This window comes from Acidovorax benzenivorans (genome assembly GCF_028680575.1).
Taxonomy (GTDB): domain Bacteria; phylum Pseudomonadota; class Gammaproteobacteria; order Burkholderiales; family Burkholderiaceae_C; genus Acidovorax; species Acidovorax benzenivorans.
This window is the reverse complement of sequence record NZ_JAPCKI010000015.1, coordinates 38,871-55,063: the sequence shown is the minus strand read 5'-3', so window position 1 is coordinate 55,063 and position 16,193 is coordinate 38,871. Positions and strand designations below refer to the sequence as shown.

Annotated in this window: 13 protein-coding genes; 9 read left to right on the top strand and 4 right to left on the bottom strand. The window is 64.7% G+C overall.

Annotated elements, in window-relative coordinates:
• Positions 1–10 precede the first annotated feature (10 nt).
• Positions 11–4,120, bottom strand: a complete 4,110-nt coding sequence (gene hrpA, locus OIN59_RS19930; protein WP_407655123.1) for an ATP-dependent RNA helicase HrpA — start codon at positions 4,118–4,120, stop codon at positions 11–13.
• Between the two features lie 360 nt (positions 4,121–4,480).
• Here hrpA and OIN59_RS19925 point away from each other — a divergent pair, with 360 nt between their 5' ends.
• The 3 genes from OIN59_RS19925 (at position 4,481) to argA (ending at position 8,227) form a co-directional block, all read left to right on the top strand.
• Positions 4,481–4,732, top strand: coding sequence for a hypothetical protein (locus tag OIN59_RS19925; protein WP_274113136.1), 252 nt, complete (start codon positions 4,481–4,483; stop codon positions 4,730–4,732).
• A gap of 18 nt (positions 4,733–4,750) precedes the next feature.
• Complete coding sequence (locus OIN59_RS19920; protein ID WP_274113134.1) at positions 4,751–6,796, top strand: AAA family ATPase; 2,046 nt, start codon at positions 4,751–4,753, stop codon at positions 6,794–6,796.
• Positions 6,797–6,880: 84 nt separating this feature from the next.
• Entirely contained in the window at positions 6,881–8,227 is a 1,347-nt protein-coding gene (gene argA / locus OIN59_RS19915; RefSeq protein WP_274113132.1) for an amino-acid N-acetyltransferase, read from the top strand.
• Here argA and blaACA read toward each other — a convergent pair.
• On the bottom strand, positions 8,214–9,134 hold the full coding sequence (gene blaACA, locus OIN59_RS19910) for an ACA family class A beta-lactamase (protein ID WP_274113130.1): 921 nt from the start codon (positions 9,132–9,134) through the stop codon (positions 8,214–8,216). The two genes, argA and blaACA, sit on opposite strands and share 14 nt — an antisense overlap.
• Positions 9,135–9,246: 112 nt before the next feature.
• Between blaACA and OIN59_RS19905 the strand changes: the two genes are divergently transcribed.
• The 3 genes from OIN59_RS19905 (at position 9,247) to OIN59_RS19895 (ending at position 11,512) form a co-directional block, all read left to right on the top strand.
• The gene (locus tag OIN59_RS19905) at positions 9,247–10,119 is read left to right on the top strand and encodes a LysR family transcriptional regulator (protein WP_274113129.1); all 873 of its coding nucleotides are present in this window, start codon (positions 9,247–9,249) and stop codon (positions 10,117–10,119) included.
• Between the two features lie 350 nt (positions 10,120–10,469).
• The gene (locus tag OIN59_RS19900) at positions 10,470–10,865 is read left to right on the top strand and encodes a response regulator (RefSeq protein ID WP_274113127.1); all 396 of its coding nucleotides are present in this window, start codon (positions 10,470–10,472) and stop codon (positions 10,863–10,865) included.
• Positions 10,862–11,512, top strand: a complete 651-nt coding sequence (locus tag OIN59_RS19895) for a protein phosphatase CheZ (RefSeq protein WP_274113125.1) — start codon at positions 10,862–10,864, stop codon at positions 11,510–11,512. The genes OIN59_RS19900 and OIN59_RS19895 overlap by 4 nt, the downstream gene beginning before the upstream one ends.
• Before the next feature lie 120 nt (positions 11,513–11,632).
• Here OIN59_RS19895 and OIN59_RS19890 read toward each other — a convergent pair whose 3' ends face one another.
• Entirely contained in the window at positions 11,633–13,273 is a 1,641-nt protein-coding gene (locus OIN59_RS19890) for an HD family phosphohydrolase (protein WP_274113123.1), read from the bottom strand.
• Positions 13,274–13,364: 91 nt separating this feature from the next.
• Here OIN59_RS19890 and trhO point away from each other — a divergent pair, with 91 nt between their 5' ends.
• From trhO to OIN59_RS19875, 3 genes are all read left to right on the top strand, one after another.
• Entirely contained in the window at positions 13,365–14,372 is a 1,008-nt protein-coding gene (trhO, locus tag OIN59_RS19885) for an oxygen-dependent tRNA uridine(34) hydroxylase TrhO (RefSeq protein ID WP_274113121.1), read from the top strand.
• A complete protein-coding gene (locus OIN59_RS19880; protein ID WP_274113120.1) occupies positions 14,369–15,037 on the top strand; it encodes a glutathione S-transferase in 669 nt (222 codons plus the stop codon). The genes trhO and OIN59_RS19880 overlap by 4 nt, the downstream gene beginning before the upstream one ends.
• Before the next feature lie 176 nt (positions 15,038–15,213).
• Positions 15,214–15,432, top strand: coding sequence for a hypothetical protein (locus OIN59_RS19875; protein ID WP_274113118.1), 219 nt, complete (start codon positions 15,214–15,216; stop codon positions 15,430–15,432).
• A gap of 143 nt (positions 15,433–15,575) precedes the next feature.
• On the opposite strand, the gene OIN59_RS19870 is transcribed toward OIN59_RS19875, so the two are convergent.
• Complete coding sequence (locus OIN59_RS19870; protein ID WP_274113229.1) at positions 15,576–16,112, bottom strand: disulfide bond formation protein B; 537 nt, start codon at positions 16,110–16,112, stop codon at positions 15,576–15,578.
• Positions 16,113–16,193: the final 81 nt, after the last annotated feature.

Here is a 16,193-nt window from a genome sequence, read left to right as displayed (position 1 = left end):
GCCCTCTTCGTCAGCTATTGACCTGCTCCCACAGCTTGTCCAGCCGCTTCACGCTCACCGGCTGCGGAGTGCGCAGCTCTTGTGCGAAGAAGCTCACGCGCAGCTCCTCCAGCAGCCAGCGCAGCTCCTGCATGCGCGCATCCACCGCGCCCTTGCGCTCGGCCACCAGGCGCCAGTAGCGCTGCTCTTGCGGGCGCAGTTCGGCCAGCTTGGCGGCGTCGCGGGCGGGGTCAGCGCGGTATTTGTCCAGGCGCAGGGTGATGGCCTTGAGGTAGCGGGCGTAGTGGGCCAGTTGGGCCCACGGCGCCACGGCGATGAAGTTCTTGGGCACCAGGCGCTGCAGTTGTTGCTGCGCATCCTGCGTGGCCTCGGGGGCGTTCTTGGTGTCCTTGATCTTGCGGGCGGCGGCGGCGTATTCGGTAAGGATGGTGGCAGCCAGGCGGGCGACCTCGTTCGCGATCAGCGTGAGGCGGCCTCTGCCCTCTTCCACGCGGCGTTTGAAGGCGTATTCGTCGGTAGGCAGCGGGTCGAGCAAAAAGGCCCGGTCCAGCGCCACGTCGATGATCTGGGTGCGCAGCTCTTCTTGTGTACCCAGGGGCATGTAGGCCACGGCCATCTTCTGCAGGTCGGGGATGTTTTTTTCGAGGTACTTGAGCGCGTCCTTGATCTGCATCGCAAACAGGCGGCGCAGGCCCGCGCGGTGTTTGGCGGCGGCGACTTCGGGCTCGTCGAAGACCTCGATGGTGACGGCGTCACCGCCGTCGATGAGCGCCGGGAAGCCGATCAGTGTCTGGCCAGCCTTCCTGATCTCCATCAGCTCGGGCAGCTCACCAAACGTCCAGGCCGTGTAGCGCTGGCCTGCCGGGGCCGATGGCGCAGCGCTCGCGGGTCTCGCCGCAACGGGGGCTGCACCCTTTACTCCTGATTTGATAGCTGCCTGCGCTTTACCATCAAGCGCTAGAGGCATATTTGATTCAGATTTCTCGCTTTGTGCCGCCACAGTACCCAGCTTGAGACCTGCCAGCGCCTGGAACGCACCACGCGCCTTGGCGCCCCACTCAGCCTTGAGTGCGCCCAGGTTGCGTCCGTGGCCCAGCTGGCGGCCGTGCTCGTCCACCACGCGGAAGTTCATGAAAAGGTGCGGGCTGAGCATGTCGAGCTTGAAGTCCGCGCGCTTCACATCAAGCGAGGTCTCATCGCGCACCTGCTTGAGCAAAGCGTCCGTCAGGCTGCCGGTACCAAACCGCTCAGGCGCGTTGAACAGCTCGGCCAGCCGCGTGGCCGACTCGGGCAGCGGCACAAAGCGGCTGCGCGGGCGCTGGTGCAGGCTCTTGAGCAGGGCCTGGATCTTGTCCTTGAGCATGCCGGGCACCAGCCATTCGCAGCGCTCGTCGCTCACCTGGTTGAGGACGAAGAGCGGGATGGTCACGGTGATGCCGTCGCGCGCGTCGCCGGGCTCGTGCAGGTAGCTGGCAGCGCAGTCCACGCCACCCAGGCGCACGGTTTTGGGAAACGCGTTGGTGGTGATGCCTGCAGCCTCGTGGCGCATCAGCTCGTCGCGGGTGAGCTTGAGCAGGTCGGGTTGCTTTTTACTTTCCTCGCGGTACCACGCCTCAAAGCTGTGGCCGCTGCACACTTCGGGCGGCAGCTGCTGGTCGTAGAAGGCGTAGATGAGCTCATCGTCCACCAGCACGTCTTGGCGGCGGGACTTGTGCTCCAGCTCTTCGACCTTGGCGATCATCTTCTGGTTGGCAGCCAGGAAGGGCAGTTTGGTCTCCCAATTGCCGTCCACCAGCGCCTCGCGGATGAACACTTCGCGCGCGGCATGAGGGTCTACCTTGCCGAAGTTCACGCGGCGGTTGTTGTAGACCACGATGCCGTAGAGCGTGGCGCGCTCCAGCGCCACCACCTCGGCAGACTTCTTCTCCCAGTGCGGGTCGAGCAACTGCTTGCGCAGCACATGCCCGCCAATCTGTTCCAGCCACTGCGGCTCGATGGCCGCAATGCCCCGCCCAAACAGACGCGTGGTCTCCACCAGTTCGGACGCCACGATCCAGCGGCCGGGCTTCTTGTTCAGGTGCGCGCCGGGGTGCTTGTAAAACTTGATGCCGCGCGCGCCCAGGTACCAGTCTTCCTCGTCGCTCTTGGCGCCCACGTTGCCCAGCAGCCCGGCCAGCATCGACAGGTGCAGCTGCTCGTAGCTGGCGGGCTGGGTGTTGATCTGCCACTTGTGCTCGGTGACCACCGTGAGCAGCTGGGTGTGGATGTCGCGCCACTCGCGCAGGCGCCGGATGCTGATGAAGTTCTGGCGCAGCAGCTGCTCGTACTGGCGGTTGCTGAGTTTGTGAGTCGCAGCGGGGACGGCGGCGGGTACAGCAGGCGCTGCGGCAGGACTGCCCCCGCCACTGCGCTGCGCCACCGGCAAGTAGGCCTGCGAAGGCGCTTTCTGCGCGGCCATCGCCTTCTGGGCACGGGCCGACGGCAGGCTGGGCGCTCCGCCCCGCGCTTCGTTGATCCACTTCCACAGCTTGAGGTAGCCGCTGAACTCGCTCTTATCGTCGTCGAACTTGGCGTGCGCCTGGTCAGCCTGCTGCTGCGCCTCCATGGGACGGTCGCGCACGTCCTGAACGCTCAGGGCGCTGGCAATCACCAGGACTTCATCGAGCGCCTTGCGGTCGCGCGCCTCGATGATCATGCGGCCCACGCGCGGGTCCAGCGGCAGGCGCGACAGCTCCACGCCCATGGGGGTGAGTTCGTTAGCATCGTCCACCGCGCCCAGCTCGGCCAGCAGCTGGTAGCCGTCGGCAATGGCGCGGCCCGAAGGCGCCTCGATGAAGGGGAACTGCGTCACGTCGCCCAGGTGCAGCGACTTCATGCGCAGGATGACGCCTGCCAGCGAGCTGCGCAAAATTTCGGGATCGGTAAAACGCGGGCGGCCGTTGAAACCAGCCTCGTCGTACAGGCGAATGCAGATGCCGTTGGCCACACGTCCGCAGCGGCCTGCGCGCTGGTTGGCCGCCGCCTGGCTGACAGGCTCGACCAGCAGTTGCTCCACCTTGCTTCTAAAACTGTAGCGCTTGACGCGCGCTGTTCCTGCGTCAATGACGTATCGGACTCCGGGCACGGTGAGCGAGGTCTCGGCCACGTTGGTGGCCAGCACGATGCGGCGGCCCGTGTGGCCGTCAAAGATGCGGTCCTGCTCGGCCTGCGACAGACGCGCGAACAGTGGCAACACCTCGGCATTGCGCATCACGGGCTGGTGCGCCAGGTGCTTGCGCAGGTGGTCGGCGGCCTCGCGAATCTCGCGCTCGCCGGGCAAGAAGACCAGGATGTCCCCTGCCGCATTGCCCTGCCAAAGGTCGTCCACGCCATCGGCAATGGCCTCGTTCAGGCCGTAGTCGCGGCTTTCTTCAAACGGGCGGTAGCGCTGCTCCACCGGAAAGGTACGGCCAGACACCATGATGACCGGGGCCGGGCCCTTGGCACTTTCAAAGTGCTTGGCAAACCGGTCCGCATCAATCGTGGCCGAGGTGACGATGACCTTGAGGTCAGGCCTGCGCGGCAGGATCTGGCGCAGGTAGCCCAGCAGGAAGTCGATGTTCAGGCTGCGTTCGTGCGCCTCGTCGATGATGATGGTGTCGTAGGCCTTGAGCAGCGGGTCGGTCTGCGTCTCGGCCAGCAAGATGCCGTCGGTCATGAGCTTGACGGAGGCATCGCGACTCAAGCGGTCCTGGAACCGCACCTTGAAGCCCACCACGTCGCCCAGTGGCGTGTTCAGCTCTTCGGCGATGCGCTTGGCCACGCTGCTGGCGGCAATACGGCGCGGCTGGGTGTGGCCGATGAGCTGGCCTTTTTGGCCCGGCTTGGCGTTGCACTTGCCACGGCCGAGGGCCAGCGCAATCTTGGGTAACTGCGTGGTCTTGCCCGAGCCGGTTTCGCCGCACACGATGATGACCTGGTGCTGGGTGATAGCCTCCATGATCTCGTCACGCTTGCCCGATACAGGCAACGACTCGGGGAACGTGATGCGCAGCGGCGCTGGCGGCGCGGCGGGTGCAGGTACGGGGGCAGGAGCAGGAACGCGGGACGACGCAGGCAAACGCGGATCAGAAGAAGACATAGGCCCGCATTATCGGTAGCGGCACCCTGCCCCCTGGGCCGCATCTGTGCTTTTGGAGCGACATTTCGCGGCGTTTTCAGCGCTTTTCGTTGCCAAAGCCCACCAGCGCCGCCAAAATCGCGCCCATTCTTCGCAAGCCTGCATACCGCGCCACCCTCGGCGCACGGCCCGAACGAACCCCTGGAGGTCCCCCGACATGTCTGCCTTTTACACCGCACCCGTCTGACCACAGTCCACCGCCCCGGCTGGACTGTGCACACACAGTTCAGCCATGGCAAATGCACCCGCGCACTCTTTCACGCGCTCCGCAAGCCCTGGCTCTATCGCCGGGGTTTTTTGTTTGTGGAGTACGTGCACATCATGAGTGCCAAAAAACTGTCTCGGGCCTTCGCCCAGGGTGAAATCAAAAAGCTGCGCCGCATGAAGCAGCCCCTGGTGCTGAAGCTCGAAGCCTCGGGCCCGCCCCGAAACCCTGTGGCCATCGCACTGGCCCAACGCAGCCTGTCCAGCGCAGCAGGCAAACACATCCGAGCCCGTGGCGCCCAGCGCCGTGCGGACAACGTCGCCCTGCGCAAGGCGACCCTGAACACTCGCTTTACCGAGAGCGACTGACAAGAACGATTGAACACCATGGACCTTTCAACCCCCACCCTACCGCTGCGCGAAGTGCAGCAAATACCACATGGGCAGCACCCGCCAGCGCAGGCCCATCGGGCCCTGCTGGCCCAGCGCCAACAGGCGCTGACACAGGCGGCCGAGCAACTCAAGACCGAGCTGTTTGGCATCGACGACGTGATCGACCGCGTGATCGATGCCATCCGCGCCTGGTATGTGCTGCCCCAGCTCATTACCCGGCCCGTCATCGTCTGCCTGTGGGGCCTGACGGGCACGGGCAAAACGCAGCTCACGCGGCGCCTGGCGCAACTGCTGGGCTTTTACGACCGCTTTGTCGAAGTGCAGATGGACGGCTTCAGCCACGGCGCCAGCTACCGCAGCTCGTCCATCTCGGGCATGCTGGGCGACTCGGGCATCCACGAGGGCACGCCCGGCATCCTGGTGCTGGACGAGTTTCAGCGCTTTCGCACCGTGGACCGCAAGGGCGAGGACGTGAAGGTGGAGCGCTACCAGGATGTGTGGACGCTGCTCTCCGACGGGCGCCTGCCCCCTGCCCTGAGCGCGCTCACCAACATCGAACGCAAGCTGGCCGATGCCCACTATGAAGCCGAACGCGCCGATGACGACGAGGGTGAACGCGCGGGCAAGAAGCCCTACCGCTTTCAACTCGACGCCTGGGACGCACAGGAACTCAAGCGCATGCTCAAGCTGCAAGAGCCCCTGGCCGAGATCATGCAATGGCCGCCCGCGCAGGTGCAGGCGCTGTTCACGCGGTTTCAGCAGTCGCTGTCGTCCTGGGAAACCGACTTCAGCAAACTGCTGGTGTTCGTGTGCGGCAACCTGGACGAGATGTACCACGAGACCGCACAGCGCGTGGAAGACTGCGACACCGATGCCGACATCTTCCACCGCCTTACGCGCAAGCTCTCGCTCATCGACGTGAAGAAGGCCCTGAGCGAGCGCTTCAAGCCCGAGCAGATTGCCCGCCTGGGCAATGAGCATGTGGTCTATCCGTCCTTCAACAAGGCAACCTACGAGCAGCTCATCCGCAACCTGTGTGCGCGCTATTGCGACGACATTGCGGCCCACTGTGGCGTGCGCTTTGCCATTGCCCAGGATGTGCACGACGAGCTGTACGCCAACGCCGTGTTCCCTGCCCAGGGCACGCGGCCGCTGTTCTCGTCGGTGCACGCCATCCTGAGCGCCAACCTCGTCAAGGCCGCGCTGTGGGTGCTGGAGCAGGCGCTGCCACTTGGCACGACTTACGCCATCACCCTGTCGGCGGACAAGCGACACTTGGCGGTGCAGGCCGGGGCGCAGCAGGCCCTCTTCCCGGTCACTCTGGAGCTGAACCGGCTCAAGCAGCGCGCCAACGCCGACTTTCGCGCGCTGCTGGCGGTGCACGAGGCGGGCCACGCACTGGTGTACGGCCTGCTGTTGGGCCAGGCCCCGCAGGAGGTGAAGATCAACATTGCGTCGTTTGAAGGCGGCTACAACAGCTTCGCGGGCCTGAAGGTGACCACGCGTCAGAACGCACTGGACATGATGTGCGTAGGCTTGGCGGGCCGCGTGGCCGAGGAGCTGGTGTTTGGCGAGATGGCCTGCACCACGGGCGCCGAGCAAGACTACAAACAGGTGACGGCAGAGGCCGCGCGCTACATCCGCCACCACGGTTTTGGTGCCCGCCTGGCGCGCACCGATGTGACGGTGGAGATAGACCACCACATCAACACCGACGTGGCGCCCAGCAATGCCGCCATCGAGGAGCTGCTACAGGCCCAGTACCAGCGCGCAGGTGCCCTGCTGCGCCAGCACCAGGGTGCGCTGAACCATCTGGTCGATGCGCTGATGGACCACGGCATGATCGCCCGCCACGAGATGCAGGCGCTGATGGACCGCAGCGGCATCCACATTGCCGTGCCACCCGCTTGCGGGCCGGACGAAACCCTGGTGCTGGAGCCGTTTGCGGCACGGCTGGCGGCGTTTCGGCAACACACAGACGGCACGGCTGCACCCTATGTGGCGCTGAATGTGGCGCCCCAAAGCTCAGCATGCTTATGATGCGCGGTTTGGTGGCCCTGCGGGGCCGCCCGCCGCCGCCGTTTATTCCGCCATTTCACAGCCCGCCCCACCGTTCGCACAGTCATGTCCGCCGTCTTCAACTTCACCTTCGTCCCCTGGTTCCGCTCGGTGGCGCCCTATATCCACAAGTTCCGCAACCAGACGTTTGTGATCGGGCTGACGGGTGAGGCGATTGCGGCGGGCAAGCTGCACAACATTGCGCAGGACTTGGCGCTGATCCAGGCCATGGGCGTCAAGATCGTGCTGGTGCACGGCTTTCGCCCGCAGGTGAACGAACAACTGGCGGCCAAAGGGCATGCAGCCAAGTATTCGCACGGCATCCGCATCACCGACTCCGTGGCGCTCGATTGCGCGCAGGAGGCTGCGGGCCAGCTGCGCTATGAGATCGAGGCCGCCTTCAGCCAGGGCCTGCCCAACACGCCCATGGCGGGCGCCACGGTGCGGGTGATCTCGGGCAACTTTCTCACGGCGCGGCCCGTGGGCATTGTGGACGGCGTGGATTTTCAGCACTCGGGCCTGGTACGCAAGGTGGATGTGGCCGGCATCCAGCGTACTTTGGACATGGGCGCGCTGGTGCTGCTGTCGCCGTTCGGCTTCTCGCCCACGGGCGAGGCTTTCAACCTGAGCATGGAAGAGGTGGCCACCAGCGTGGCCATCGAGCTGCGGGCCGACAAACTGATCTTCTTGACCGAGGTGCAGGGCATCCGCATGTCGCCCACCGAGCCCGAGAGCGACGACAACCCCATCGACACCGAGCTGCCACTGGCCGCCGCGCAAGCCCTGCTGGCCCAGCTGCCGCCCGCCCAGCAGCCCACTGACACGGGCTTTTACCTGCAGCACTGCGTGAAGGCCTGCAAGGCCGGGGTGGAGCGCAGCCACATCCTGCCGTTTGCGGTGGATGGCTCGCTGCTGCTGGAGGTGTATGTGCACGACGGCATCGGCACCATGGTCATCGACGAAAAGCTCGAAGAGCTGCGCGAGGCCACCATCGACGACGTGGGCGGCATCCTGCAGCTGATCGAGCCTTTCGAGAAGGACGGCACGCTGGTCAAGCGCGACCGCACCGAGATTGAGCGCGACATCGCCACCTACACCATCATCGAGCACGACGGCGTGATCTTTGGCTGCGCCGCGCTGTACCCCTACCCCGAAGCCAAGACGGCCGAGATGGCCGCCGTGACCGTGTCACCCCAAAGCCAGGGCACGGGCGATGGCGAGAAGCTGCTCAAACGCATCGAGCAGCGCGCGCGCCTGCTGGGACTGGACAGCATTTTTGTGCTGACCACGCGCACCATGCACTGGTTCATCAAACGCGGCTTCCAGCCCGTGGACCCGGACTGGCTGCCAGACGCACGCAAGCGCAAGTACAACTGGGACCGCAAGAGCCAGGTGCTGGTCAAGAAGCTCTGAACGTATTGCGCGCGGCCACCACAGCCCGCGCCACCTGCGCAATGGCTGCGTCACGCTGCTCGGGTGAAGCTGCAGACCGCGTGAGGTAGCAGGTCACCAGCAACGGCGCGCCGCCGCCCTGCGGCCACAGCACGCCAATGTCGTTGGCCGTGCCGCTGTCGCCCGCCGTGCCGGTCTTGTCGCCCACCTTCCAGCCCGGCACACCGGCGCGCAGGCGCTTGTCACCCGTGCTCGTCTCTACCAGCCAGCGCTGCAGCCAGGCGCGTGATGCGGGGCTGAGCGCATTGCCCAGCACCAGTTTCTGCATCGTCTGCAGCATGGCCAACGGCCTGGTGGTGTCGCGCGGGTCGCCTACGGCAGCCTCGTTCAGTGTGGGCTCGGTGCGGTCCAGCCGCGTGACCTCGTCGCCCAGCAAACGCGCAAACGCAGTGAACCCGGCCGGGCCACCATGGCGCGCCATGAGCACGTTGGCCGCCGTGTTGTCGCTCAGGCTGACGGTGGCCGCACACAACTCGCCCACCGTCAGCCCGCCGCCATCGCCCGCGCGCGGGCCGCTGACGGGCGAATAGGCCACCACGTCGCTGCTGGCATAACGCACGCGGTTGTCGAGGCGCTCCTTGCCCTGGTCCACCAGTGCCAGCATCCAGCCTGCCAACACCAGCTTGAAGGTGCTGGCCATGGCAAACCGCTCATCCTGCCGCCAGCCCAGCGCCAACCCCGATCCGGTATCGAGCATGGCCACGCCCAGGCGGCCCTGCGCACTGCGCTCGATGTCTGCCAGCGCATCGTTCCACTGGCGCGCCATGGTGTCGCGGCGGTGGCCGGTTTGGTTGGAGCCTGCGCAGCCCCACAGCGGCACAGCAGCTGTGGCAGCCATCAAACCCAAGGAAAACTGTCGTCTTTGCATAGAAAATTTTGCAGAAGTTGAAGCAAGGCCCGAACGATAAAGAGACTTCGCCCGCAGCACCATCGACAATAATTGCCGCCAACCCCAAGAAAAACTTTGAGCTCAAAGCACCATGCACCTGCCGCTCAACGCCCTGCGTGCCTTTGAGGCATCGGCACGCCACCTGAACCTCACGCGCGCCGCCCAGGAGTTGCACGTGACCCAGACCGCCGTGAGCCAGCACATTCGCAAACTGGAGGCCCGACTGGGCAAGGCGCTGTTCCGGCGCCTGCCGCGCGGCCTGGCGTTGACGGACGAAGGCCAGGCGCTGCTACCGGTGGTGGTGGAATCGTTTGGCAACCTGCAGCGCGCATTGGAAAAGCTGGGCGACACCCGCCCGCGCGAGGTGCTGACCGTGGGCGCCGTGGGCACGTTTGCGGTGGGCTGGCTGCTGCCCCGGCTGCGCGACTTTCAGCAGGCCTGCCCTTTTGTGGACCTGCGCTTGCTCACGCACAACAACCGGGTGGACATGGCGGGCGAAGGGCTGGACTACGCCATCCGCTTTGGCGACGGCGCCTGGCACGGCACGCATGCCGACCGCATCATGGACGCGCCCATGTCCGTGATGTGCTCGCCCGCCTTGGCCCACGGCCTGCGCACAGCGGCCGACCTGGCGCGCCAGCCCTTGCTGCGCAGCTACCGCACCGACGAATGGACGGCCTGGTTCGAGGCCGCAGGTGCGCCCTGCCCCGTGGTGCGCGGCGCGGTGTTCGACTCGTCCCTCACGCTGGCCGAGGCGGCAGCGCAGGGCGCGGGCATGGCGTTGTTGCCGGTGAAGATGTTCATGCGCGAACTGCAGCAGGGCCGATTGGCGCAGCCTTTTGCGCAAGAGCTGCACCGGGGCGCCTACTGGCTGACTTGCCTGCAATCACGGCCAGTGACCGCAGCCATGGCGGCGTTCAGGGTATGGCTCCTGACCCAGGCCAACGCGGCCCCAGACGAATAATGGGGAAAATGCCCCTCCAGCGCTTTTACAGCAAGCGCCAAATGCTCTCAAATACATAGCAAATTCTCCCACGATCGGAGTGCGTGTTGGATCCTTCCATGCTCGCAATCGACAGTGAATGCTGGCGAGCCCCCGCCTCTACGTGCCGCAGAAAACATCTCAAATGCAATAAATGATTGAACACTTTGATTAATTTGATAGAATTGAAAAATGTTCAATCCATCCTTCATTGCCGGCGGAGAGACCGGTCCAGATTGGCGCCTGACCTTTCGCCAAGGCCAGGAAGACTGCGGCGGCAGCATCCCTCAGGTGCGGGAGACCATGCGCGCCCACCCAGCGACAACACATCCATGAACCTGTCCGCGCACACGTTCTTGGTGGTTGACGACTTTGCCACCATGCGCCGCATCGTCAGCAATCTGCTGCGCGAAGCCGGAGTCACCCACATCACCGAAGCTGAAAACGGCGCCGAGGCCCTGCGCAAACTGGAGGCCGGCGGCATCAAGTTTGTGATCAGTGACTGGAACATGCCCCAGATGAACGGGCTGGAGCTGCTGCAAGCCGTGCGCGGATCCTCCCAGTTGGCCCCCCTGCCGTTTCTGCTTGTCACGGCCGAGGCGCGCAAGGAAAACATCGTGGACGCCGCCCAGGCTGGTGCAGACGGCTACATCGTCAAGCCGTTCACGGCAGGCACCTTGCACGAAAAAATCAAAGCCATCTTGCAAAGAAAGGGAGCAGCAGCATGACTGTCACCGCCGTATCCGCCGTTTCGCCGACCAGCATGCCGGCCAATGCATCGACCGAGGCATTCGAGCGTCTGGGCCGCATCACGCGCTCGCTGCACGAGGCCATGTCCGAGCTCGGGCTGAGCAACAGTCTCCACGCCATCGCCCAGGAGTTCCCGGATGCGCGCGACCGCCTCACCCATGTGGGCCACATGACGGAGGCCGCCGCCAACAAGGTGCTGAACCTCATCGACGCCGGCCAGCCTGCGTGCCGGAATTTTCAGGCCGACAGCCACCACTTCGCCTCCACGCTGAGGCAACTGCGCCAACACACCGGCCCGATCAACGCCGAAGTGCATGACATGCTGACCCGCTGTGAGACCTATGGCGCGCAGGCAGCCAGCTTCGCCGAGCGGCAGAACCAGCTCCTGGTCGACATCATGATGACGCAGGACTTCCAGGACCTGTCAGGCCAGATCATCAAGAAGGTCATCGACATCATTGGCCAGACGGAGCAGCAGTTGCTGGAACTGCTGATGCACAGCGCGCCGGAGCACTTGAGCGCCCCGCTGATCCAGTCCAAGAACGAACTGGCCGGACCGCAGGTGCCGGAAAAGGCCCTCAAGCAAGACGACGTAGACGACCTGCTCGCTTCGCTCGGCTTCTGACTGCCACGTTCGCGAACCTGCGCCTCCAACCGTGCGCACACACCCTGGTGCAAGCCTGGGCCGGGATGTCATGCAAAAAAGGCCCTGGCGCCTCCCAATAAGCGCTAGAAGCTATTAATTTCATAGCATATCTGCATATCCCAGACTGGCCAGGTCCACCTCATCGACCTGGGCCGGGTCGAGAAACTGCTCGGCGTAACTCTGGTACACGCGCCCGCGGATGAATACATCGAACAGGTCGGGGTCGATGTGCCCGTTGCGCATCATTTTCTGCATGATGGCCAAGGCCTGGGACAGTGGCATGCCGCTCTTGTAAGGGCGGTCTGCGGCGGTCAGCGCCTCAAAAATGTCGGCAATGCCCATCATGCGAGCCTGCACCGACATCTGGTCGCGCGTGAGGCCACGCGGGTAGCCCTTGCCGTCCATGCGCTCGTGGTGACCACCTGCGTATTCGGGCACGTTCTTGAGGTGGCGCGGCCAGGGCAGCGTCTCCAGCATCTTGATGGTGGCGACGATGTGGTAGTTGATGGTGTCGCGCTCGGCCTGGGTCAGCGTGCCCGCACGGATGGTGAGGTTCTCCACCTCCTCGGCCGTCAAAAAGCTCGTTTGCACGCCCTGCGGGTTGCGCCAGTGGCGCATGGCAGCGATGTCGCGCACGCGCTGCTGGTCCTCGGGGCGCATGGCCTCGGTGCCGGTGTTGCTGCGACGCAGAAACTCGCGGTCTTCCTCCAGCGCATGGATCTCGTGCTGCAGGGCCTGCAGCTCCTGCCCCTCGGCACGCGCGTCCACCACCGGGCGCAGTGCCAGCTGGCGGCGCAGCGCCGCCAGCTCAGCGTCGCGCTTGAGCACTTCAAACCGCGTGTCCACCAGGCCGATGCGGTCGTAAAGGGTTTGCAGCTTGGTGGCCTTGTCCACCACATGCACGGGCGTGGTGATCTTGCCGCAGTCGTGCAGCAGGCCCGCCATCTTGAGCTCGTAGCGGTCGCGGTCGCTCATCTTGAACGCCGCCAGCGGCCCCTCGCGGTTGGCATCCACAGCCTCGGCCAGCATCATCGTGAGGGCGGGCACGCGCTGGCAGTGGCCACCGGTGTAGGGCGATTTTTCGTCGATGGCCAAGTTGATGAGGTTCACGAACGACTCGAACAGGCGCTCCAGCTGCGTGATGAGCAGCCGGTTGGTCAGCGCAATGGCCGCCTGCGATGCCAGCGACTCGGCCAGGCTCTGGTCGGCTTGCGAGAAGGTGATCACATCCCCCGTCACTGGGTCGCGCGCGTTGATGAGTTGCAGCACGCCGATGAGCTCGCGGTCGTGGTTCTTCATCGGCACCGTCAGGAACGACTGCGAACGGTAGCCAGTACGCAAGTCAAACGCCCGGGTGCCCGAAAAATCAAACCCCGCTGCGCTGTACGCGTCGGCAATGTTCACCGTGCGGTCGTGGATGGCAGAGTGGGCCGCCACCAGCGAATCGTTGGGCGCGCCATCGGCCGTGCGCAGGGGCAGCAGCGGCAGGTCAATGGGTTTGCCCGTGGTGCCGCCGAGGCGGATGCCCAGCGAGTCGGTGCGCAAGATCTCGAACTTGAGGGCCGACTGGTCTTCCGTCACGCTGTAGAGCGTGCCGCCATCGGCACCGGTGATGGTCTTGGCTGCCTCCAGGATGTTCTCCAGCAGCCGGTCGATGTCCCGCTCGCGCGAGAGAGCGGCACCGATGCCGTTGAGCTGCTCCAGCCGACGGAACAGATTGAGAGTGGATTCCTTGCTCATGCGACCACCTTGCAAGCAGCGTTGGTAACCCCGCATCGTAACGAAAGGTGACAGCTATCATCACCCTTTCTATTTCAAAACCGCCCATTTCGTGGACTCGGTCACACCCCACTTTCTCACCGCCGCGCTCTACCAGTTTGTGGACTTGCCGGACTTTGTTGCCCTGCGTGAGCCCCTGCAGTCCTTGTGCGACGCGAATGGCGTGCGCGGCATGCTGCTGCTGGCGCCCGAGGGCATCAACGGCACCATCGCGGGCGAGCCGCAGGGCGTACACACCGTGCTGGCCTGGCTGCGCAGCGATGCGCGTTTTGCCGCCCTGCAGCACAAGGAGGCGCTCGCAGAGCGCATGCCGTTCTACCGCATGCGGGTGCGGCTCAAACGCGAGATCGTCACCCTGGGCGTACCGGGCCTGAACCCCGCGCGCAACGCGGGCACCTACGTGAAGCCCGGTGACTGGAACGCGCTCATCGACGCCCCCGATGTGGTGGTGGTGGACACACGCAATGACTATGAGGTGGGCATTGGAACGTTTGAGCGCGCGATCAACCCGCACACCAAGAGCTTTGCAGAGTTTCCGGCCTGGGTGGCGCAGCAGTCACAACCGGGCGGTGTACTGGCAGGCAAACCCAAAGTGGCCATGTTCTGCACCGGTGGTATCCGCTGCGAAAAATCCACCGCCTTCCTCAGGTCGCAGGGCTTTGACGAGGTGTACCACCTGGAAGGCGGCATCCTCAAATACCTGGAAACCGTGCCCGAAGAATCCAGCCGCTGGCAGGGCGACTGTTTTGTGTTTGACGAGCGCGTTTCCGTAGGCCATGGCCTGGTGCGCGGCCCGCACCAGCTGTGCCGCTCCTGCCGCATGCCGCTGGGCGAGGCCGAGCTGCAGTCGCCCCACTACGTACCCGGCGTGAGCTGCCCGTATTGCCACGGCACCCGCACGCCCGAGCAGGAACGCGCCCTGGCAGAGCGCGAGCGGCAAATGCAGCTGGCCGCCCAACGTGGCCAGGAACACATTGGCGCACGCCAGCCCGGCAGCGTTGCGCGGCCCAGCACCCAAGACGGCAAAGCCGATGCTGGCCATCCAGAGGACGCAGCATGACCGCCCTGCCCGTCCTCTACTCCTTTCGCCGGTGCCCCTACGCCATGCGCGCCCGTCTGGCCCTGGCGGTGAGCGGCCAGGCTTGCGAGCTGCGTGAGGTGGTGCTCAAGAACAAGCCACGGGGTTTGTTGCAGGCATCACCCAAAGGCACTGTGCCCGTGCTAGTGCTGCCGAGCGGCCAGGTGCTGGAGCAAAGCCTGGACATCATGCTCTGGGCGCTGAGGCAGCATGACCCCGAGGGCTGGCTCACCCCCAGCCATGGCAATCTGCAAGACATGCTGGCACTGATTGCGCAATGCGATGGCCCATTCAAACAGGCGCTGGACCGGTGCAAATACCCCGGCCGCTACCCCGATGCGGATGCTGCCCTGGCACGCACTCAGGCCATGGAGTGGTTGCAACGGCTGGAGACGCGACTGGCTGGACACGCCTGTCTGTTTGGCGACCGGGCAGCCCTTGCCGACACGGCCATTGCGCCCTTCGTGCGGCAGTTTGCGGGCATTGACGCCACCTGGTGGAGCGCCCAGCCCTGGCCACGCTTGCAGGCCTGGCTGGCGCATTGGCAGGCAAGCCCGTTGTTTGAAAGCGTGATGCACAAGCTGCCCGCATGGGTGGACGGCACAGAAGGCGTGCCATTTGCGCACGGTGCCGAGATGGCACACTGACGCCGTCGTCCAGGTCCTGCTTGAGATTGCTGCTGCGGGCACCATCTTCTTCAGGCCACACCACGCTCCAGGCCCCATGGTGGCCCAAACGCCCCCTGTCGGCCGCGCACACGCTACACAGCCCTCCAGGCCTTCGCGGCGCAGAGCCCTGTCCAAGAACCCCAGATTGCCCCTACATGAAGATCATCGACGAGATGCTGAACCTGGACCTGCTCACGCACGAGCAGCACGTGCAAATCAGCGCATGGATAGCACGCTCCTCCTCGCCTGACGAGATCTTGCAAATGCCCGCGCCCCTGTGGCAGGCCGTGGAACGCGCCAGCCAAACCATGGGCATCAACGAGGACCTTCTGCGTCCGCCGTCGCTGGACGCAGGTGATGCCGTGCTCGGCTAGCCCCCCCTGCCTCCTCCTCCCGCTCAGGCGACAAGGGCGGTCGGGAGCAGACGGCTAGGCGTTTGAAGCCCGTCTCACAACGAAAAAGGCGCTCCATGGAGCGCCTTTTTATGATTTCATGAGAGCCAATGCATCGGCAAGCATCAAGCCATCGAGTAACCAGAGCCCCGCTGGTTGCCGCCCTTCAGGGCCCGCACCAGCAGTACCAGCAGTACCAGGCCAAACCCCACAAAGCAGATGAACGACCAGTTGGCAATCGAGCCGCCCAGGAAGGTCCAGTCGATCGCCGTGCAATCACCCGAGCCCCGGAAGATCATCGGGATGGCGCGGCTGATGGGGTAGTTTTCGATCATGCCGTAGAAGTCACGGCCGCAGGTGGCGATTTCTGGCGGATACCACTGCAACCAGCTCTGGCGGGCCGCCACAAAGGCGCCAAACCCGGCCGCGATCACCGCCAACACCGCCCAGGTCATCCACCAGCCTTTTTTGCCCCTGACGCTTGCCAGACCTGTAAAAATTGCTATACCAATGAGAGCATAGCGCTGCACGATGCACATGGGGCAAGGCTCCAGGCCCACCACGTGTTGCAGGTACATGCCAAAAGCCAGCATGCCTACGCAAGCCACGCTGATCAGTGCCAGCACGCGGCGCGGGGCCTGATCAATCCAGTTCAACACCATCATTCTTATCCCTCATCCAATAGCCGTTGCAAACGGTGCCGCCGTCCAATACGGGCACGGCCCATGCCAGTGCACCCGTGG

Bases quoted from the DNA above. Each gene is read 5' to 3' on its own strand.
- hrpA (WP_407655123.1), bottom strand. From the start codon at position 4,120: ATGTCTTCTTCTGATCCGCGTTTGCCTGCGTCGTCCCGCGTTCCTGCT.
- OIN59_RS19925 (WP_274113136.1), top strand. From the start codon at position 4,481: ATGAGTGCCAAAAAACTGTCTCGGGCCTTCGCCCAGGGTGAAATCAAA.
- OIN59_RS19920 (WP_274113134.1), top strand. From the start codon at position 4,751: ATGGACCTTTCAACCCCCACCCTACCGCTGCGCGAAGTGCAGCAAATA.
- argA (WP_274113132.1), top strand. From the start codon at position 6,881: ATGTCCGCCGTCTTCAACTTCACCTTCGTCCCCTGGTTCCGCTCGGTG.
- blaACA (WP_274113130.1), bottom strand. From the start codon at position 9,134: ATGCAAAGACGACAGTTTTCCTTGGGTTTGATGGCTGCCACAGCTGCT.
- OIN59_RS19905 (WP_274113129.1), top strand. From the start codon at position 9,247: ATGCACCTGCCGCTCAACGCCCTGCGTGCCTTTGAGGCATCGGCACGC.
- OIN59_RS19900 (WP_274113127.1), top strand. From the start codon at position 10,470: ATGAACCTGTCCGCGCACACGTTCTTGGTGGTTGACGACTTTGCCACC.
- OIN59_RS19895 (WP_274113125.1), top strand. From the start codon at position 10,862: ATGACTGTCACCGCCGTATCCGCCGTTTCGCCGACCAGCATGCCGGCC.
- OIN59_RS19890 (WP_274113123.1), bottom strand. From the start codon at position 13,273: ATGAGCAAGGAATCCACTCTCAATCTGTTCCGTCGGCTGGAGCAGCTC.
- OIN59_RS19880 (WP_274113120.1), top strand. From the start codon at position 14,369: ATGACCGCCCTGCCCGTCCTCTACTCCTTTCGCCGGTGCCCCTACGCC.
- OIN59_RS19875 (WP_274113118.1), top strand. From the start codon at position 15,214: ATGAAGATCATCGACGAGATGCTGAACCTGGACCTGCTCACGCACGAG.
- OIN59_RS19870 (WP_274113229.1), bottom strand. From the start codon at position 16,112: ATGGTGTTGAACTGGATTGATCAGGCCCCGCGCCGCGTGCTGGCACTG.